15 protein-coding genes and 5 pseudogenes are annotated in these 19,300 nt (G+C 43.9%); 11 read left to right on the top strand and 9 right to left on the bottom strand.

Annotation, left to right across the window (positions count from 1 at the left end; all coding sequences use genetic code 11):
* Positions 1–82: 82 nt before the first annotated feature.
* Entirely contained in the window at positions 83–1,237 is a 1,155-nt protein-coding gene (locus tag VL20_RS10235) for a pyridoxal-phosphate-dependent aminotransferase family protein (protein ID WP_052276437.1), read from the top strand.
* A 311-nt stretch (positions 1,238–1,548) separates the two neighbouring features.
* Positions 1,549–1,779 (top strand): annotated as a pseudogene (locus VL20_RS28055) (transposase family protein); the annotation flags it as partial.
* Positions 1,780–2,025: 246 nt separating this feature from the next.
* On the opposite strand, the pseudogene VL20_RS10230 reads toward VL20_RS28055, so the two are convergent.
* Positions 2,026–2,298 (bottom strand): annotated as a pseudogene (locus tag VL20_RS10230) (ISAs1 family transposase); the annotation flags it as partial.
* A gap of 99 nt (positions 2,299–2,397) precedes the next feature.
* Between VL20_RS10230 and VL20_RS10225 the strand changes: the two are divergent.
* Positions 2,398–3,231 carry a transposase gene (locus tag VL20_RS10225; RefSeq protein ID WP_284525807.1) on the top strand — a complete coding sequence of 278 codons (834 nt, stop codon included), beginning with the start codon at positions 2,398–2,400 and terminating at the stop codon, positions 3,229–3,231.
* Entirely contained in the window at positions 3,206–3,418 is a 213-nt protein-coding gene (locus tag VL20_RS32525) for a hypothetical protein (RefSeq protein WP_052275239.1), read from the top strand. The genes VL20_RS10225 and VL20_RS32525 overlap by 26 nt, the downstream gene beginning before the upstream one ends.
* Before the next feature lie 205 nt (positions 3,419–3,623).
* Here VL20_RS32525 and VL20_RS28050 read toward each other — a convergent pair.
* The 6 genes and pseudogenes from VL20_RS28050 to VL20_RS10200 all read right to left on the bottom strand — a co-directional run.
* Positions 3,624–3,800 (bottom strand): annotated as a pseudogene (locus tag VL20_RS28050) (ISAs1 family transposase); the annotation flags it as partial.
* 120 nt (positions 3,801–3,920) lie between these two features.
* A pseudogene (locus VL20_RS28045) lies at positions 3,921–4,505 on the bottom strand (ISAs1 family transposase); the annotation flags it as partial.
* Between the two features lie 408 nt (positions 4,506–4,913).
* The gene (locus VL20_RS10215; protein ID WP_284526086.1) at positions 4,914–5,264 is read right to left on the bottom strand and encodes a hypothetical protein; all 351 of its coding nucleotides are present in this window, start codon (positions 5,262–5,264) and stop codon (positions 4,914–4,916) included.
* A 175-nt stretch (positions 5,265–5,439) separates the two neighbouring features.
* Positions 5,440–6,297, bottom strand: coding sequence for an IS4 family transposase (locus VL20_RS10210; RefSeq protein WP_284526085.1), 858 nt, complete (start codon positions 6,295–6,297; stop codon positions 5,440–5,442).
* Positions 6,298–6,565: 268 nt separating this feature from the next.
* The gene (locus VL20_RS10205) at positions 6,566–6,889 is read right to left on the bottom strand and encodes a PDGLE domain-containing protein (protein ID WP_052276436.1); all 324 of its coding nucleotides are present in this window, start codon (positions 6,887–6,889) and stop codon (positions 6,566–6,568) included.
* Positions 6,890–6,899: 10 nt separating this feature from the next.
* Entirely contained in the window at positions 6,900–7,643 is a 744-nt protein-coding gene (locus VL20_RS10200) for an energy-coupling factor ABC transporter permease (RefSeq protein ID WP_052276435.1), read from the bottom strand.
* Positions 7,644–8,108: 465 nt separating this feature from the next.
* Between VL20_RS10200 and VL20_RS10195 the strand changes: the two genes are divergently transcribed.
* Both VL20_RS10195 and VL20_RS10190 read left to right on the top strand, forming a co-directional pair.
* Positions 8,109–8,960 (top strand): zinc metalloprotease HtpX, encoded by an 852-nt coding sequence (locus VL20_RS10195; protein ID WP_052276434.1) that lies wholly within the window; start codon positions 8,109–8,111, stop codon positions 8,958–8,960.
* Between the two features lie 88 nt (positions 8,961–9,048).
* On the top strand, positions 9,049–9,585 hold the full coding sequence (locus tag VL20_RS10190; protein WP_052278434.1) for a deoxycytidylate deaminase: 537 nt from the start codon (positions 9,049–9,051) through the stop codon (positions 9,583–9,585).
* Positions 9,586–9,930: 345 nt separating this feature from the next.
* Here VL20_RS10190 and VL20_RS10185 read toward each other — a convergent pair.
* Together VL20_RS10185 and VL20_RS10180 are read right to left on the bottom strand one after the other, a co-directional pair.
* Positions 9,931–14,102, bottom strand: a pseudogene (locus tag VL20_RS10185) (DEAD/DEAH box helicase).
* Between the two features lie 54 nt (positions 14,103–14,156).
* A complete protein-coding gene (locus tag VL20_RS10180) occupies positions 14,157–14,627 on the bottom strand; it encodes a DUF29 domain-containing protein (protein ID WP_052276433.1) in 471 nt (156 codons plus the stop codon).
* 276 nt (positions 14,628–14,903) lie between these two features.
* Between VL20_RS10180 and VL20_RS10175 the strand changes: the two genes are divergently transcribed.
* The 5 genes from VL20_RS10175 to VL20_RS10155 all read left to right on the top strand — a co-directional run bounded on the left by VL20_RS10175 (position 14,904) and on the right by VL20_RS10155 (position 19,249).
* Complete coding sequence (locus VL20_RS10175) at positions 14,904–15,533, top strand: Uma2 family endonuclease (protein ID WP_052276432.1); 630 nt, start codon at positions 14,904–14,906, stop codon at positions 15,531–15,533.
* Positions 15,534–15,554: 21 nt separating this feature from the next.
* Positions 15,555–16,310 (top strand): Uma2 family endonuclease, encoded by a 756-nt coding sequence (locus VL20_RS10170; RefSeq protein ID WP_052276431.1) that lies wholly within the window; start codon positions 15,555–15,557, stop codon positions 16,308–16,310.
* A 21-nt stretch (positions 16,311–16,331) separates the two neighbouring features.
* A complete protein-coding gene (locus tag VL20_RS10165; RefSeq protein ID WP_052276430.1) occupies positions 16,332–16,982 on the top strand; it encodes a Uma2 family endonuclease in 651 nt (216 codons plus the stop codon).
* 21 nt (positions 16,983–17,003) lie between these two features.
* On the top strand, positions 17,004–17,696 hold the full coding sequence (locus VL20_RS10160) for a Uma2 family endonuclease (RefSeq protein ID WP_052276429.1): 693 nt from the start codon (positions 17,004–17,006) through the stop codon (positions 17,694–17,696).
* A 116-nt stretch (positions 17,697–17,812) separates the two neighbouring features.
* Positions 17,813–19,249: a carotenoid oxygenase family protein gene (locus tag VL20_RS10155; RefSeq protein ID WP_052276428.1), complete on the top strand. Its 1,437-nt coding sequence runs from the start codon at positions 17,813–17,815 to the stop codon at positions 19,247–19,249.
* The last annotated feature ends 51 nt before the right edge of the window (positions 19,250–19,300 follow it).

The raw sequence follows: 19,300 nt of genomic DNA, 5'->3' as shown, positions 1-19,300 counted from the left end.
TAAATCATCTCCTCAGAATTGATGCGATCGAGATTTGGTTTTTTATCTTTGTTAAATATGGCCCAACGAGAGAGGACGAACCATGGAAAATAAAAATATGTTGATGATTCCCGGCCCCACACCAGTGCCGGAAGCGGTATTATTGGCTATGGCTAAAGCACCTATAGGTCATCGGACGGGTGCTTTTAGCAAGGTAATCGCCGAATTAACCGAAAATCTTAAATGGTTGCATCAAACCAGTGGCGATGTCTTAATGTTAACCGCTTCGGGAACCGGTGTCATGGAAGCGGGAATTATTAATTTTCTCAGCCCCGGCGATCGAGTTTTGGTGGGGGATAATGGTAAATTTGGGGAACGTTGGGGGAAAGTCGCAAAAGCCTACGGCTTAAATGTGGATCTAGTTAAGGCAGAATGGGGTAAACCCCTAGATACAGAGGCATTCACCGCTAAACTGACCGAAGACAAGGAAAAAGCCATCAAAGCGGTAATTATCACCCATTCAGAAACTTCCACCGGGGTTCTCAATGACTTGGAAAGCATTAACAAAGCGGTAAAAGACCACGGGGAAGCTTTAATTATCGTCGATGCTGTCACCAGTTTAGGAGCTTATCATATTCCCATCGACGAATGGGGTTTAGATGTGGTCGGTTCTGGTTCCCAGAAAGGTTATATGATTCCTCCCGGTTTAGGTTTTGTTTCCGTAAGCAAAAAAGCTTGGAAAGCCTACGAAACCGCCAAACTGCCCCGTTTTTATCTAGATTTGGGCAAATACAAAAAAGCCACCGATGAGGATAGTTCCCCCTTTACCCCTCCAGTTAACCTGATGTACGGTTTACAAGCTTCTCTGCAAATGATGAGAAGGGAGGGATTAGCGGCAATTTTCGCCCGTCACCAACGCTTAACGCAGATGACGCGGGCAGGTATGCGCGCCCTGGATTTGCCCCTCTATGCGGCGGATTCCTGGGCTTCCACGGCGATTACTGCGGTGGCCCCCACTCTGGTGGATGCGGAAAAAATTCGCTCGACTCTCAATAAAAAGTTCGACATCGCTGTGGCTGGTGGTCAGGATCACCTCAAGGGTAAAATCTTCCGTATCGGTCATTTAGGTTTTGCTAGTGAGAGGGATATCCTCACGGTTATCGCTGCCATTGAAGCGACTTTAATCGAGTTAGGTGTCGAAGGTGTCACCCCCGGTGCCGGTGTGGCTGCGGCTGCCTCGGTGATGGTGCAGGGTTAATCTTGGTTTGGCTTTTCCCCTTCTCCCCAAAGAGGGGGATTTTTGCCGGAAGATATAGTTTATTATCTAATACCCGTGTGCAACTATATTTTTGGTCTTGATTTACAAGGCTTTCAATCCTTGGCTCTTCTAGGTTCTGTGTGAGCATGGTATAACAGTAACACAGAACAGGAGGTGGGTTATGTGGATAAATTTTGATCAACTCCTCGATTTACGGCTCTTCTGGTTTCTGTGTGGAAACTAGGTCTATACTGATAGAATATCCGCAAAATAGTCCTAAAAGTCTTTCCCAGTAAACATTTCACGATTCCATAAGCAAAAATTATCACACAAAGTCGAGAAGAGCCGATTTACCAAATGTAACAGTGGTCAATTATCAAAAAATTGCTCAGACAATTTTCCTAAAGCTCGCTCTTTTAAATGAAACAATTGAATGTCCGAATTGCCATCAAACCTTGGACAGAATCAATCAGACAGAGTATAATCTAGTCAGAGATTTGTCAATATTAGGCAATCGAGTATATTTAGAAGTACCACGCCGCCCCCCAACCCTAGGGTTGATTCATTTAAATTAAGTACAGCTGATTTTGAGTCAATAAATTTGACTGAAGATTCTCACGTTTATCTTTCTCTAATCAAAAGAGTTAGTCACAATAACTAATCTTTAATCCTCTGCCAATGTTTATTATGAATAAATTGATAAAGCTTGTTCCCAAGCCACTAAAAGCCTATCTCTCTTGAAATTTTCTGAGAGTACATCCTGTTAATTTAGATAATTTTTCTGCTTCTTACGTCGATAAAACTATCAGTTTTTCCCAACGTTCAGCTAACCACCTCTGTCCCTCTGTTATTGAGAGAAAACCCAAACCTCTGAAAAGATTCAATCCTATAGTTGTGAGAATTGACCAATTGCTGGCCGCTTGAAAATCACTTATCTCGCTTTTATCTTCCTCAAAAATTACATCTTTTACCCAATGTAACTGATTTTCTATTTTCCAATGTCCTCGAATAATTTTAGCAAATACTTGAGCGGATTCAGTTAGGCTACTGATATAGTAAGCCTGACTGACGGACACAAGTGGGTCAAAACCTGACAAGACAAGGGTTGCCAAAAAGAAAAATATCTGGGTAGATAGGGAAAAAGCAAGAATCCCTACAAGATGAAAACCGAGAACAGAATCTTCTCCCAAGTTTATTCCTATCTAGAACAAGGAAGCCGATTTGTGGATAAAAGACATTTAACCGTCCTCAGTTGGATGGTGACAGCCCTACTCAGTAGTCAAAGTCTCAATCAAGCCAGATGGGAACCCTTTGTACAAAGCAGAGCCGAACAAGCCAATAGTTATCAGAGACGGTGGAATCGCTTTTGCCAGAATGGAAGAGTAGCGGTGGAAAAGATATACATCCCCTTAATATTGAAAGCCATCGAGACTTGGAAGGAGAAGGGGGAAAGACTGTATCTAGCAATAGATACCACTCTGTTGTGGAATCAATACTGCTTTGTCTATCTAGCGGTGGTCTGCGGGGGGAGAGCCGTCCCCTTGATGTGGATGGGATTAGAACATGGTAGTGCCAGCCTAGCTTTTGAGAAATACGAACCCTTGTTGGACAGAGCCAAAGGCTATCTTCAGGGCTTTGAGAATGTCATGCTGTTAGCCGACCGAGGCTTTGCCAATCAGCAATTAATTCAATGGCTCAGGAAAAATACTTGGCATTGGTGTCTTCGCTTACCTTGCGATACCCTCATTTACGGTGTTCGCCGTCGGGGTTTTGGCTATGAGGTCAGAGAACTCTATCCTCCCAAACGGCAAGCCTGCTTTGATCGCAACGTTCAAGTCTGGCAGGAGGCTAGAATCACTGCTCATCTTGCTTTAGCCTCTGTTCCAGGGGTTAAGGATAATTGGGCAATTCTGAGCGATGAACCTCCTACCCTTGACACCTTCTGGCAGTATGGTCTTCGTTTTCCCATTGAACATCTCTTTCAAGGGCAGTAAATCGGGCGTTTTTGACTGGGAACATTCTCGTGTTCGCTCTGCTGCTTGTTTAGAACGTCTCTATCTCATTGTTGCCATTTCTATTCTCTTTGCTACTTTAACTGGCATGGCGGTTCAACAATCTGGCTCTCGCCGTCAGGTTGATGCTCATTTTCGGCGTGGTTTGAGTTATTTGAAAATTGGTTGACGTTGGCTGGCGGGAGTTGTTCATAAGGCGCGTCCCTTCTTGCGACTTGACCACTTATTTTCTGTTGACCCTTTTCCCTGTTTTGCTTCTCGCAAAGCTCGTCAGGATTATTATGGCAAAATTACCTTTTCTTTTATTCAGGAGTTTGAGGCTTTCACATAACAGTACTTGTCTTTGTATTGAAAAATGTGTCCGTCAGTCAGCTTCGCAGATTTTCAAACCCTTGTCTTTCATTGTTCCTCACTTTAAAAACTTCTATTTTTCTTGATATTTTTCGTCCATGACTATTATCTTGTTCAAGAAAGCAACTTTCTGGCTTTGAGGAATTACTCAGGTCTTGTATTCGCTTATAAAGATTTTTCTGATTTCCTTTAACGGTGATAAGTAGGTGGGTGGAATTAAATATAAAATGAACGTAGGTTGGGTTGAAGCATGAAACCCAACGCCCGCATGGGTTACGCTACCGCTAACCCATCCTACAAATAATTGTGCCTACCTACTTAACATAATCATTTTTACTCTTGGCTATTAAGCTGATTGTTTTTTTCTGACAGTGTAAAGCATCCCCAGTAAAAACTTTATTTTGGAGAGAGCAATCTTCAATTATAGCTTGACCTTCGTCGATTTCAGACCCTTTTTTGTTTTCGATTCTTTTTAGGTGTAATACCAAGCCACTTTCTTGACTAAACAATGAGACAAACATGATAAAATTTTGTTGTTCATTGTTGGGATTCTTTCGGGTGTTTTTGAGACTTTTTCCATCCATCCCTAGCCAATTTATATCATCTCTTTGTCCATATTCTTCTAAGGCCCATTCCTTAAACATTTTTAACAAACTCTGCCAGTCAACTCCCATCATTACCCTTCTAATTGTTGAAGAGGATGGGACTCTTTCTGGAATTATGTTAAATTCTTGACTGAGCCTGTGCCGATTATTTTTAGCCAACTCTCCTAGCTCTCTCTAACCTGAGTATCCTAGCATTGTTCCCAGTATTATTACTACTAATACTATCCATAAAGGGTGTCTTTTTCCTTGATCTTTCCGAAAGTCCTTGACTTGTTTCAGTTTTTCTATTAAGCTCAACATATATTTTAAAAGTTGCCGGTCACTTATCATTTTACCTGATAGTGATCGCTTTTACTTTTGGGGTTCTTCGTTACTTGGTATGGTTCGATAGGGGGGCATAAATCGACTAAATCCTTATCTGGCAAGAGACTCAATTTATTAGTTCGCTCTAGATAAAAAACAATTGACAAAAACCGCAGCAATGTCTTTCTATGTAAGGGTTTTATCCTTTATAACCCCCCTCCATTGCATAACACAAACCGAAGAACCAAAATATTATCCAACAAGGTTTTTAGATTTATTCAGCAAACCCTAAATAGTCAACAGCAAAAATCGGGCTAGAAATATCTTCTAACCCGATATTAAGTGGGTGGGTGGAGTTAAATATAAGATGAAAGTAGCGATTGTCTTCAAGGGGTGACAAGGCGACTAAAAGGCTTGCTGGATAAGGCGCATAGCCGTTAGACCCCTAGAAAAATCGGGGTGTTTTCCTGGCTTGAGGCGGATCAAAGAAAAGGCGAGTTCCGAGTACGCGTCCATCGACTCGATCCAGAAGCTCCCATAAGTACCTATCCAAAAATCGCTATGTCTTTCCGGACCGCGTTTCGCTTCTTTGGAGCGACAAATATAATCGCGAGTTCCCGATTTCTTGAGATTTTGACCACGGGTTGTATTCAAAGAGTAAGCGATAGCGATTAATAAAATTAAGGCGAGAAAGCGAGGCTCGCTCACTTTCGTTTTTTCAAGATTATATCCTCCCGTTTGACAATCTTTGAACATCGCTTCAATCCCGAATCGAGAGGGAGCATCTCACCTTTGCAATGAGCATAAATACTTAGTGGAAAAATAGGCTTTTCGAGGGTAATTCTTGTTTTAATTCTCCATGTACGCAGTCTTTAAAAGCCTCTATTTCGTTCCAAGACACGATTAAGAGTGGCTTTTAGGCTAAGTATAATTACTCATTGCGTAAATGAGATGCTCCCAATCGAGATTTATATAACTTGAGAGTTATCTCTAAAGATTCTAGGTTGGTCAATAAATACCAAGGCTCTTTAGACCCTTTAGTTCGATAACCTCTTTTCCCATAAGTTGCTAGGTTGAACCCCTCGATCTCATGGCTTTTCGTGTGGGTCACTCCCCGAAAGAAGTTTCGCTCGCCCCGGTTCGGTTCTAACTCGGAAAGGGCTTGATAGTTTTCTCCATCTTTCAATCGCGTGTAGGTACTTTTCTTTTGACGGAAGATAAAAGCTACACCTCTGTCGTCAAGCCACTTCCCTAATTGCGCTGACTGAAATTCACGGTCTCCCATTACGACGAGCGGATAGGGTTTCAACAACCCTAAGACTGGCTTGAGGAATTTTTTCGGTTCCCCGAGAGCGCTACTTCCTTTTTTATTCAGTAACACCCAATATACGGGCAAAGCTCTCCGACCACAAATCACACTGGCGACGAATAAATTTCTACCCTTCCAATCGGTTCTATCTATGACGACTAATAATCTTCCCGCGTGTTTCAGTTTTTTGAGCCTTCTTCTTGGCTCTCGATTTTTATTTTTTCCGCTAAATTCTAGCTTGACGATCTGTTTGATCAAAGGAAACCACAAGAGTTTCACGTTTAGTTGCGGGAGCTTAAGAAATCTCTGCAAATTCCGTCTTCTACTTTCAAAGGTTATCGGTTGCGGGAAAAGAGCGGCCAGTTTCTCTAGTTGGACTATCCGATGACTTTGTAAGAGCAGGATTAGGAGCTGTAAGGTCAAATAGCTCGCCTCGCTAAGGTTCGCCTGTAAACAAGCCTGATAGAATGAAGGTAACATTTTAAAATTTTGAGTGGTTGTCCTAACCACTCTATTTCTTTAGGGGGTCGTTTGGCTAGACCCCCCGCTCTATCTAGCTTGTAGCCCCTCTGTCACCCCTTGAAGGTTGGGTTGAAGCATGAAACCCAACGCCCGCATAGTTTACGCTACCGCTAACCCATCCTACCAATAATTGTGCCTCCCTACTTATCAGTTAGAAAGGGGATATAGGGATATAGGGGTTTAGGGAAATTTCAGCTAAATGCCCCACTTCTCGACTCCTATCTACTTACTCCTGATTTTGGGATTTTGCAATCACTAATTTACCGATACCCCAAGCGATGCCGAAAGTGGCAAGAGTTCCCAGAAAACCGGCGAGGGGAGTGGCGACACCTTCGGGAACACCTTTGAGGGCATAACCATCAAAAATTCGGGCGGAGGGTAATTGATTACCAAGGGCGTTAGGCTCTTCCTTTTGGCTAAATTGTAAGTCTTCCGCCACTCGATCGAGTCCGTCGGGATCGGGACTAGCAAAGGGAGAAAGAAAAACGGCGATAATTAGGGATAATACCAAGCCAATCAGAAAAAATTGGCTATTTCTGCGAATATTCATCGGCTAATCTTTATTGACGAGAAGCGTAGGCAGGGGAAACAGAAGTATTAACGGAATGGGGCGGATCGTAGAGGAGATCGGGACGAGTTCGCCAGATATAACCGACAGCGAAAACCGTAATCACCGCTTCCCCGATACCGATGAGGATATGCCAAGATAACATGGCAAAAAGGGCGACTAAAAGCGGTACAGTGCCAGATAAAGCCAATTGCAGGGCGCAAGCTAACGCCGCCACCACCACACTTGTCCAAGCAGCTACGGCAATAGCGATCGCCATACTGCGCCAACTATTAAAACCAAGGGCTTTCCTAATCCCTAGATAGAGATAATAACCGCCAAACGTCCCGATCAAACCCATATTGACGATATTCGCCCCTAAAACCGTTAAACCGCCATCTTGAAAAAATAAAGCTTGAACGATAAAAACCACCGCCATCACCAGAGAACCCGCCCAGGGACCGAGCAGAACCCCCGCCAGAGTCCCCCCTAACAAATGTCCGGAGGTTCCCCCCGGAATGGGAAAATTAATCATCTGGGCGGCAAAAATAAAGGCGGCACAAACTCCCATCAAAGGTACAGCCCGTTCAGCGTAGTGGCCGCGCACTTTTTTGAGAGAAAAGCCAATCAGGACAACGGCAATTATCCAAGTAAATAGACTCACCGGTGGACTCAAAAAGCCGTCGGGAATATGGAGGGCGAGATAAGGGGTAAGGAGATGGTGAAACAAACCCACTCCCAGAAAATTAACAGACATTAAAATTCAGTCTCCTTGGCAATTTGGGTTCAAGATTTGCAGAGAATTGCGTCGCTAGGACGGAAAAGTCCTCTCTTCTAGTAGATAACTAACCGCTTTATTCTACAATGCCCTCTCTGGGGATTTAAACCCTTTAGCTTCTTAAGAATTTCTGTTATTTGGCCAGCCGTCAGGGTTTGGCTATCAGCCAAAATCTCAATTATTCTCAAGCAGTCAAATTATTTAAATTATTATTAAATTTAGAGCTTTTTTTCGGTTTTTATGCTAGTCCTTAATCAGTGAGCAGTGAGCAGTGAGTAGTTAGAAGAGGCTGGTGACTACTAACCACTAACCACTATTGACTAACTAAGGTCATGAGTTTTAAGTAATATTATTCACCGATCACTGATTACTGATTGCTGATTACTGATAACTGAAAGGTCTCCCCACATCTTTTATACCTCTCACTTACTAGGATAAATAAAGATGAATCAGCTTAAAACTGTTGCTTTATTGGGTTTACTAGCCGGTTTACTTGTCGCTATTGGCTACGCGATCGGTGGTCAGGGCGGTGCTTTAATTGGTTTAGTAATCGCCGCCATTACTAATATCGGTTCTTGGTACTATTCTGATCGCATTGCTCTGGCCGCTTACCAAGCCCAACCAGTCAGCCGCCAACAAGCCCCCGAACTCTACCAAATGGTAGAAAACCTCTCTCGTCAAGCCAATATTCCCACGCCGCAACTCTATATCGTCCCCACCCCCGCCGCTAATGCTTTCGCCACCGGCAGAGATCCCGAACACGCCGCCGTCGCCGTTACCGAGGGGATTTTAAACCTGCTGCCCGCCGACGAATTAGAAGCAGTTATCGCCCACGAATTAACTCATGTGCGTAACCGGGATACCTTAACCCAAGCTGTTGCGGCCACCGTTGCCGGGGCGATTTCCTACCTCGCCAGAATGCTGAGTTATGGTTTCCTGTTTGCTGGCAATTCTCGCCATCGTCAAGGGGGCAATCCCATCGGTTTGCTACTTACCATCTTTCTCGCCCCCCTTGCCGCCACTGTGATTCAGATGGCTATCTCTCGTACCAGAGAATTCGAGGCCGATGCTGGTTCCGCTCGCTTGACCGAGAATCCCGAAGCTTTAGCCAGGGCTTTAACCCGTTTAGAATTGATCGGTCGTCAAATGCCCTTAAATGCCAATCCTGCCTTTGAACCCCTGTTAATTAGCAGTCCTTTTTCGGGGCAGTTTCTGGCTAATTTATTCGCTACTCACCCATCCACCGAGGCAAGAATCGAAAATTTGCGTCGCATTCAACAGGAATTATTAACCTGATCCCGTTCTTAATTTTTAGAGGTCATCTAATGATAAGCTATCAGAGAGAACCCCATCTTTTTTGCTTTTTCTAGCTTGGTATGAAACCGTGATCAACTCTGAAGAAAAAAGACCGACTTGGGACGAATACTTTTTAATGATCGCTAAATTAGCCGCCACCAGATCCACCTGTTTAGCTTTTCCCGTCGGTGCGGTAATTGTCAAAGATCGGCAGGTTTTAGCCACGGGTTACAATGGTTCTCCATCGGGAACGGTTCATTGTACTGCCCAGGGTTTTTGTTATCGCGGTTTGGGAACCTGTCGAGAATCCGGAGAAATTCCCTCTCGGGCAATTCATGCCGAAGCTAATGCGATCGCTCAAGCGGCCAAACACGGTATTTCTACTCAAGGAGCTAGTATTTACGTTACTTTAGAACCCTGTATTTCCTGTTTAAAACTAATTATTTCTTCGGGAATTAAAGAAGTTTTTTACGAAGCGGATTTTAATAGTGGGACAAAAGCAATGTTAAGGGATTCTTTTCTAGAAACGGGGATTATTAAATATAAAAAGATTTATTTATCAGCAGAAATGGCTAGTCATGCGGCCTTATTTTTATTAAATCCCATTTTGATCGATCTCAGGTAGTTATTATCAGGATGGTAATTACTAGGAAAAATCTCTATCTATACGGTAGATAAAGTTAGTTGAATTGGCATAAAATAGTGAAAATTTTTTTATGGGCGGGTTTCCAGAAAAGCTTCTATAGGCATGGCCAACCAATCCCCGTCTAATACTAAATCCGGTTATTAAAAACTGATTATCTATTCCTCCCCAACAAGGTTTTTAGACTTTTTTTCCCTCAAAAAGTGCCGACCATTGGAGGGATCGGGGGTAAAATTCCTGGACTTTTTCCCTGAAAATTAGGTAACTGACTACCTCAAAATCGGTAAAACCCCACACCCTGCCCCCACGAAAAACTTTGCAGTCCTACTATCCCTCGGCCATTAAGCGCAATAATTCGTCAGTGGATAGCTTGCCGCTGGCGTCGGTTCCCTCCAATAAACTATCGGCGAGATCGCGTTTATGGTGGTGCAGATCGACAATTTTTTCCTCGATCGTATCCTTGGCCACTAAGCGATAAATCGTCACCGGACGTTTTTGGCCGATGCGGTGAGCGCGATCGGAGGCCTGATCCTCCACTGCGGGATTCCACCAGGGATCAAGATGGATAACATAATCGGCTGCGGTGAGATTTAATCCTGTCCCCCCGGCTTTTAAACTAATTAAAAATACGTCCCCTTCCCCCGCTTGAAACGCTTTCACCTGTTTCTGCCGATCGCTGGCTGGGGTACTACCATCGAGGTATTGATATTTTATCTGTCTTTGATCGAGATAACTGCGGATAATCGCTAAATGATCGACAAATTGACTAAACACCAACGCTTTATGCTGATTATCCAATAAATCATCCAGAATTTCCCCGAAACGGGACAATTTCGAGCCGGCTAAATCCAAATCTGGAGCCACTAACTGCGGGTGACAGCAGGCCCGGCGTAATTTCATAATCTCTGCCAGTACCTGGAGATGTTTCGCTCCGGCGGTACTGTCACTCTCGCTTAATTTCTCCAAAGCACGCCGCCGTAAGGCCTCGTAAAACGCCTTCTCCTCGACGCTTAACTCGATCGGGACTAAAATCTCGGTACGGGGCGGTAATTCCGCCAGAACTTGGTTTTTAGTGCGCCGGAGAAGGAAAGGCCGCACCAGTTTTTTTAACTGTTCGCGAGCGGTTTTATCGCCGTATTTTTCGATCGGGGTGGCGAAACGGCGATCAAAACTTTCCAAGGATCCCAACAATCCGGGGTTGATAAAACGGAAAAGATTCCATAATTCCCCTAAATGATTCTCGATCGGTGTTCCCGTGGTGATTAGTTTAAAATCCCCCCGCAGATTCATCGCTGCTTTCGATCGCTTGGTGGAGAAATTCTTAATCGCTTGGGCCTCATCGAGAACGATTGTTCGCCATTCCACCCCGGCCAACATGGTAGCCACTTCTTCCTGCTGTAATAACCCATAGCTACAGACCAACAGATCAAAAGGTTGCAGTCGATCGAGTAGTGCTTGCCGATCGCCTGTACCCAATTGGATGATATTTAAGGTAGGTGCGAACCTTTCCGCCTCACTGATCCAGTTCAAACATACTGAAGTAGGGGCGATCGCTAAAGTCGGTCCCTCCGAGGCGCGGGTTAGGATCACTGCTAGGGCCTGTAAAGTTTTCCCTAATCCCATATCATCGGCCAAACAGGCCCCGGCCCCCCACTGGGCCAGCCTAGCTAACCAGCGAAAGCCTTCCAGTTGATAGTCGCGCAATTCTGCCTGTAGAGTTGAGGGGACTTCTGGGGTAAAATCCTGACTCTCCTGAAAGCGTTGTAAATTATCGCGCCAACGTTTATCGGCCTTGAGTTGTCCCACTTCCTCGCTGAGTTCCGAGAGAATCGGGGCAGCGAAGGGATGAAACCGCAAACCGTCGCCGGACTTTTCCGAGAAAGCGCGCATTTCCTGTAACCGTTCCCGAAATGCCTCGGTTAGGGCGAGAAATTGACCATCTCCGAGGGGAATAAACCGCCCCGGCGATCCCTCTAGCAATTTCATCAACTCCTGCATACTCAGCACCGATTTCTCCTCTAGGTGCAGTTCCCCACTGACCGCAAACCAATCCCGTTGACTGTGGATATTTAGGTGTAGGTCCTGTAATCGAAGCTGACGCGTCACCCGCCATTTTTCCCCTTCCGGCCATTCCACAAGGACGCTATCGCTTAATTCCCGCAATTCCAGCAGTAGATCTAGACAATCCTCTGGATTTTCTAGCCGCCATTCCCCATTTTCTTCCTCGAAACTGATCAGGATCGGACAAGAATCGATCGCTGTTTGGGCCAGTTTTTTCTCTAGGGCCAGATCCCTAGTGGTTTGCAGCCGTTCCCCCTCGATCTCGGCGATTACTGTTTCTCCCCCTTTTCCAGGCTGGAAGTAGGGACCGGCTGCCCCAAAAGGACGGCTGAGAACCGCCACTTTTAAACCCTCTCCGGCCGGTAAGAGATGAATCCGGGGTTGACTATCGGCTGCCACTGACCGGGCTGCTTTTCCTCCCCCGATATCGGAATGTACTGTCACTATCCCGGACAGGGAATTGATCGCAGCCAGGACTTTTTCCCGGCCCTTGTCGGGGACTTCTAGGCGGTTGCTTTTGCCGATAATGTCGGCGATGCTTCGGTGTTCCGGCTTGACTTCGATTACCTTAACGCGAGTGGGGGTTTCTTTCCAAATCAGCACTTCTTGGCGATCGCTGAGATCGGGCAGTAAAGACAGGATTAATTTACCCGATTTTCCCTTTCTTACTCGCAATTCCGGTTCCCCAGCGACGATTTCTACCCGCGTTCCGGGGGAATCTTCCCAGAACACCAGGGGATGACCGATCAGTTCGATAATGGCCCGGCGCTCAAAGTGATACTCGTTCTGGCCATAGTAACTGGATTCCACGAAGATATGGGCGCAAATTTTCAGGTCTTGCGGGGTTAAATAGTCAATTTCTCCAGTTTTTCGCAGACGTTTAAGGGAGACGGGACGGCCGCGACTCCAATTACCCCGCGCGTCGAGTTTCTGTTCTTTTGGTTGCAGGAAATAATCCTCGGAATGGATAGTGAGAAACCAAGCAAGGCGGACGACGGGGTTAGATTTACCCGGGGTTGGTGTTGGCGCGCACAGATTAGTCAAGGCATTCAGGCACAGTTGCCAAGCTTCTTGGGGTTCGATCGCATCTACCAGGGGGGAAGGGAGATGCCATTTTATAACCACCTCCGCTTCCGGCGCTCGATCGAGTCGGGACAGTAGGGCCCCGGTTTCTAGGGCTAACCAATGGTAGCCGGCCGCCTTGGCATCTTTGTAGAGGGGCAAGAGTAGGCGGGGCAGATGTTTTTTAGCGATGTCGCTGCTCATCCAGTAGAGACAGATACTACAGATAAGAGTCTCTAGACCCTGGCCCATTTGGTAGGGATTGATCGTCGCGTCGATGATTGCGTCTTTGGCCTGCATATCTCCCTGACGGGCAGCGATGATTTTTTCCAGACGGGCATAGATAGGACTGAAAGGATGATCGTTTTGACGCGTCACCCAACTGGTATAGCTGGCGGCCTCGGCGAGACGTTCGGGGTTCCTTCTTTGAGGAGGGCGAAAATAAAGGAGAAGCCGCTAATCGAAGAAAAATAGATTTTTTGTTTTCCTTTGGCTTTTTTTAGGGCTTTAAGGGCGAGGGTATATTCTTGGATCGCTTTGCTGTTTTCCCCGCCCAGAAAGGCAATCCAACCCCGTATCGCCCCGATTGCTGCTGCTTGGCTTTCCGGGAAGGGGCGATCGAGATACCGACGCACTTTATCGCTTTGTCCTCGGATGATTGCCTGTTCGAGCCACAAATGGGCTTCGGAAACACTGGTCTGGTCTTGACAGAGTTCTTCTAGGAGGGAAAAAGCCCCATCGGCGCGAGTTATTTTTTCAAAAGCCTTGACAAGAATGCTATTTAGTGCTATGGCTTGAAATTTGGTCGGTTGCGTCCGTAACCAATCCCCATCGAAGGGGTTATCGTAGATGAGGATAAGAAGGTCTTCTAGGCTGGTTTTTGGGGAAGAATAGCTGGTTTTCTGATAATCGGCGATTTGTTGTTCGACCGAGTCGAAATCCTGACGATAGATGGCCAGACGGATTTCTCGGATTAATTGCTCTTTTCCCTGAAAAACTAGGCTTTCATCCCAACGAGTTCGGGGCTGCGGCAGTTTTGCCTTGATAATCTCGGCAAAACGCTTGAATTCTCCCTTGCTAATGCTATCACGGCTGGCAATCTCGACGAGGAGGGGATGACAGCGCGGCCCGTAGCCTTTGTCCTGGGTGATCACTTCCGCTTCTAGGAGGAGATCTAAATGGGATTTCAGGGTTTGGCCGTTAAATCGCCGGTTGTTCTCGTCGCGGTAATGAGCTTGATTTAAACAGTCTAGAAAAGTGCTGCGGGCGATCGGTTCATAGATTAGGGAAAAAAAACGGACGATCACCTGATCTAGTGTCGATAATTTTTGGTAGCGTTCGATGAGTTGGCGGCGGATTTGCTCTATATCTTGCATATTCGGTTATATTCGCGGATAATCCTAATCTTTTTGCGGGGATATGACTGCAATTTATGGACGGGTTTCCAAAAAAGGTTCGATATCGATCGGGAACCAGTCCCCGTCTAATACCTGTTGGAGAGTGAATATAGACTCTAGGGGAATCGCATTTTTATCGACTATCCGCGCGTTAATCAGGGATTTTCTGGCATCAGAGTAGGCTGTCTCGAAAGTGTCCCGCAGATGATTGGCGAGAGTCGGACTATCTACCTTTCTTTCCAATTGAACCCTAAAATTGGCGATTTCTTCGAGCCAATGACGGGCATTCCGTTCTTTTTCCGATTCCCAATAGGATAGTTTCAGGAGATGGATTAATAATTGAGTTAACAAACTCTCTACAGCCCGTCTGTCGCTTTTTCCCATACACTCCACCTCTTCGATCAGGTTTTCCCAGTCCACCCGGTCAAACTCTTTTCGCTTTAACAGTTCGGCGGTTTTTTCCGTCCAGAGAACAAAATCTTCTTCGTAGAGAGCGGTCATCATAGATTTCTCATCCCGACCGGGAGCGCGGGGTAATGGCTCGATTATAACGCTCGATCGCTATCCTCGATCAGCTTCTAGTCTGGGGAATTTTTGCCAAGTTAGAGATTTATTCACTGGCACAAGTTGTTCTTTTTGTCAAAAAAACTTTTTCTTTTTAACAAAAGTACACAAACATTTTGATCAACCTTATTGGCGATGTTATTTTGGGACTAGAGGGGAAAGATAACGTCGCTGCTAGAATTTAATTTTCAGACAAATAACCTCGGAGCAGAAATTATGACCTTTACACCAGCTATTGATCCAGATATTGAATACCCCGACAGTGACGGTAAACCCATGGCCGATAATACCGAACAATACGAATGGATCGTTAAAATCAAAGAAAATCTTGAGATTCTTTTTGCCACTTCTCCTAACGTTTTTATTGCCGGGGATCTGCTCTGGTATCCCGTCCAAGATAAGAAAATTACCGGACCGGTTGCTCCCGATGTTATGGTAGTATTTGGTCGTCCGAAAGGAAGAAGGGGTTCCTATAAACAATGGCAAGAAGATAATATCGCTCCTCAAGTGGTCTTTGAAATTCTTTCACCTTCTAATAGCTTAGAAGAAATGGAGCGAAAACTCCTGTTTTATCAACGTTATGGAGTGGAAGAATACTATCTTTATGATCCCGATTCTCATAATTTTCAAGGATGGTTAAGACAGGAAGGACTATTAAGTTCTATACCTGAGATTAAGGGATGGGTTAGTCCTCGGTTAAATATCCGATTTGATTTGAGAGAAGATGGGTTAGAAATTTATAGTTTAGATGGTCAAAAATTTTTAAGTTCTATCGAGTTATCTCAAAAAGCTGAACGTTTAGCCGAATATATCCGTTCTCTAGGAATTAATCCCGATACTTTATGAATATTTCAAGGAGCAGAAATTATGACCTTTACACCAGCTATTGATCCAGATATTGAATACCCCGACAGTGACGGTAAACCCATGGCCGATAATACCGAACAATACGAATGGATCGTTAAAATCAAAGAAAATCTTGAGATTCTTTTTGCCACTTCTCCTAACGTTTTTATTGCCGGGGATCTGCTCTGGTATCCCGTCCAAGATAAGAAAATTACCGGACCGGTTGCTCCCGATGTTATGGTAGTATTTGGTCGTCCGAAAGGAAGAAGGGGTTCCTATAAACAATGGCAAGAAGATAATATCGCTCCTCAAGTGGTCTTTGAAATTCTTTCACCTTCTAATAGCTTAGAAGAAATGGAGCGAAAACTACTCTTTTATCAACGTTATGGAGTGGAAGAATACTATCTTTATGATCCCGATTCTCATAATTTTCAAGGATGGTTAAGACAGGAAGGACTATTAAGTTCTATACCTGAGATTAAGGGATGGGTTAGTCCTCGGTTAAATATCCGATTTGATTTGAGAGAAGATGGGTTAGAAATTTATAGTTTAGATGGTCAGAAATTTTTAAGTTCTATCGAGTTATCTCAAAAAGCTGAACAAGCAAGGTTACAATTGGAACAAGAGCGTCTTAAAGCTGAACAAGCAAGGTTACAATTAGAACAAGAGCGTCTTAAAGCTGAACAAGCAAGGTTACAATTAGAACAAGAGCGTCTTAAAGCTGAACGTTTAGCTGAATATATCCGTTCTCTAGGAATTAATCCCGATACTTTATGAATATTTCAAGGAGCAGAAATTATGACCTTTACACCAGCTATTGATCCAGATATTGAATACCCCGACAGTGACGGTAAACCCATGGCCGATAATACCGAACAATACGAATGGATCGTTAAAATTAAAGAAAATCTTGAGATTCTTTTTGCTAATTCTCCTCAGGTTTTTATTGCCGGGGATCTGCTCTGGTATCCCGTCCAAGATAAGAAAATTACTGGACCAGTTGCTCCCGATGTTATGGTAGTATTTGGTCGTCCGAAAGGAAGACGGGGTTCCTATAAACAATGGCAAGAAGATAATATCGCTCCTCAAGTGGTTTTTGAAATTCTCTCCCCTTCTAATAGCTTAGAAGAAATGGAACGAAAACTACTGTTTTATCAACGTTATGGAGTGGAAGAATACTATCTTTATGATCCCGATTCTCATAATTTTCAAGGATGGTTGAGACAGGAAGGACTATTAAGTTCTATACCTGAGATTAAGGGATGGGTTAGTCCTCGGTTAAATATCCGATTTGATTTGAGAGAAGATGGGTTAGAAATTTATGGTTTAGATGGTCAGAAATTTTTAACTTCTCTTGAGTTATCTCAAAGGTTAGAACAAGAGCGTCTTAAAGCTGAACGTTTAGCTGAATATATCCGTTCTCTAGGAATTGATCCCGATACCTTATGAATATTTAAAGGAGCAGAAATTATGACCTTTACACCAGCTATTGATCCAGATATTGAATACCCCGACAGTGACGGTAAACCCATGGCCGATAATACCGAACAATACGAATGGATCGTTAAAATTAAAGAAAATCTTGAGATTCTTTTTGCTAATTCTCCTCAGGTTTTTATTGCCGGGGATCTGCTCTGGTATCCCGTCCAAGATAAGAAAATTACCGGACCGGTTGCTCCCGATGTTATGGTAGTATTTGGTCGTCCGAAAGGAAGAAGGGGTTCCTATAAACAATGGCAAGAAGATAATATCGCTCCTCAAGTGGTTTTTGAAATTCTCTCCCCTTCTAATAGCTTAGAAGAAATGGAGCGAAAACTCCTGTTTTATCAACGTTATGGAGTGGAAGAATACTATCTTTATGATCCCGATTCTCATAATTTTCAAGGATGGTTGAGACAGGAAGGACTATTAAGTTCTATACCTGAGATTAAGGGATGGGTTAGTCCTCGGTTAAGTATCCGATTTGATTTGACAGAAAAGGGGTTAGAAATTTATGGTTTAGATGGTCAGAAATTTTTAAGTTCTATCGAGTTATCTCAAAGGTTAGAACAAGAGCGTCTTAAAGCTGAAGAAGCAAGTTTACAATTAGAACAGGAGCGTCTTAAAGCTGAACGTTTAGCTGAATATATCCGTTCTCTGGGAATTGATCCCGATACTTTATAATGATATAATTTATCGGTTGTGACGAATACTAATTAACTGGTAAACTGCCGAAATTATTGTCATTGAACCTAGTCTAGGGCTATACTCAATTATGTAATCACTAAAAAAGCAAATCTATGAAAGCTTGGGCAAAATCTTTAGAAAAACCAGCAGTGGAATTTTCTGAAACCCAATTAACCCTATTATCGGGGAAAATTCCCGATGGATTGCGGGGTAGTCTCTATCGCAATGGTCCGGGGAGATTAGAAAGAGGTAAGCAAAAAGTTGGTCATTGGTTTGACGGAGATGGGGCAGTTTTAGCTGTACATTTTCATGATAAGGGAGCCAGTGCCACCTATCGTTATGTTCAGACTGCCGGTTATCAGCAAGAAAGTGCCGCTAATCAATATTTATTTCCTAATTATGGCATGAATGCCCCCGGCTTCTTTTGGAATAATTGGGGAAAAGAGGTAAAAAATGCCGCTAATACCTCGGTGTTAGCTTTACCCGATAAATTATTAGCTCTCTGGGAAGGGGGTTTTCCCCATAAATTAGATTTACAATCTTTAGAAACCCTAGGTTTAGATAATTTATCTAGCTTACAAGCAAAGGAAACTTTTTCCGCTCATCCTAAGCTAGATTTGTCCAGAGGAGAGATTTTTAATTTCGGGGTGACAATCAGTGCCAAAGTTAGTTTAAATCTCTATAAGTCTGACTCCACTGGTGAAATTATCCAGAAAAATACTTTTGAGTTAGATAGATTGTCTCTGCTGCATGACTTTGTTTTAGCAGGACAGTATCTCGTCTTTTTCGTTCCACCGATAAAAGCGGATAAATTATCGATACTGTTGGGATTTAAAACTTTTAGTGATGCTATGCAGTGGCAGCCAGAATTAGGAACAAGAATACTAATTTTTGATCGAGATTCTCTGCAATTAGTCAGTGAAAGTGTTACAGATTCATGGTTTCAATGGCACTTCGCTAATGGTTGTGTGAGTGACCAAGGCAATCTTGAAATTGTTTTTGTCCGTTATGATGACTTTAAAACTAATCAATTTTTAAAAGAAGTTCCCACGGGTGAAACCGAAACCTTAGCCATCGGAAAATTAGCAAGTATCACTATTAATCCCCTATCAGCAAAAGTGATTAATCAGGAAATTCTCTCGGATTTAAGCTGTGATTTTCCCGTGGTTTCCCCGCAGCTGGTGGGACAAAAATGGCAAAATACTTTTTTAGCTGTCCATCGTCCCGATAGCGATATTCGTCGGGAAATTATCGGACTTCCCGCTTGTTATAATCACTCCACAGGTAAGTTAACTATTGCTTATCTAGAAAATAACTGTTATGGAAGTGAACCGATTTTTGTCTCCGATGGTTTATCTCCAGAAACGGGATGGTTAATCGTCGTGGTTTACGACGGCAATAATCACAGCAGCCAAGTGAGAATCTATGATAGTCAGCAGCTAGAAAAAGAACCCCTTTGCTGTCTGCAATTACCCAGTGTTATCCCTCCGGGGTTTCACGGTACTTGGCAAGAAAAATCAGAAAAAGGTGCAGAAGCAATCTCAACTTAGAAAAGGGGTTTCTATTTAGAAAACGGGTTTCTTCGAGAAACCCGTTTTCTG

The organism is Microcystis panniformis FACHB-1757 (assembly GCF_001264245.1).
GTDB classification, from domain to species: Bacteria; Cyanobacteriota; Cyanobacteriia; order Cyanobacteriales; family Microcystaceae; genus Microcystis; species Microcystis panniformis.
This window is presented reverse-complemented; position numbering and strand designations above follow the sequence as displayed.

Bases quoted from the DNA above. Each gene is read 5' to 3' on its own strand.
- VL20_RS10235 (WP_052276437.1), top strand. From the start codon at position 83: ATGGAAAATAAAAATATGTTGATGATTCCCGGCCCCACACCAGTGCCG.
- VL20_RS10225 (WP_284525807.1), top strand. From the start codon at position 2,398: ATGAAAACCGAGAACAGAATCTTCTCCCAAGTTTATTCCTATCTAGAA.
- VL20_RS10215 (WP_284526086.1), bottom strand. From the start codon at position 5,264: ATGTTCAAAGATTGTCAAACGGGAGGATATAATCTTGAAAAAACGAAA.
- VL20_RS10210 (WP_284526085.1), bottom strand. From the start codon at position 6,297: ATGTTACCTTCATTCTATCAGGCTTGTTTACAGGCGAACCTTAGCGAG.
- VL20_RS10205 (WP_052276436.1), bottom strand. From the start codon at position 6,889: ATGAATATTCGCAGAAATAGCCAATTTTTTCTGATTGGCTTGGTATTA.
- VL20_RS10200 (WP_052276435.1), bottom strand. From the start codon at position 7,643: ATGTCTGTTAATTTTCTGGGAGTGGGTTTGTTTCACCATCTCCTTACC.
- VL20_RS10195 (WP_052276434.1), top strand. From the start codon at position 8,109: ATGAATCAGCTTAAAACTGTTGCTTTATTGGGTTTACTAGCCGGTTTA.
- VL20_RS10180 (WP_052276433.1), bottom strand. From the start codon at position 14,627: ATGATGACCGCTCTCTACGAAGAAGATTTTGTTCTCTGGACGGAAAAA.
- VL20_RS10175 (WP_052276432.1), top strand. From the start codon at position 14,904: ATGACCTTTACACCAGCTATTGATCCAGATATTGAATACCCCGACAGT.
- VL20_RS10170 (WP_052276431.1), top strand. From the start codon at position 15,555: ATGACCTTTACACCAGCTATTGATCCAGATATTGAATACCCCGACAGT.
- VL20_RS10165 (WP_052276430.1), top strand. From the start codon at position 16,332: ATGACCTTTACACCAGCTATTGATCCAGATATTGAATACCCCGACAGT.
- VL20_RS10160 (WP_052276429.1), top strand. From the start codon at position 17,004: ATGACCTTTACACCAGCTATTGATCCAGATATTGAATACCCCGACAGT.
- VL20_RS10155 (WP_052276428.1), top strand. From the start codon at position 17,813: ATGAAAGCTTGGGCAAAATCTTTAGAAAAACCAGCAGTGGAATTTTCT.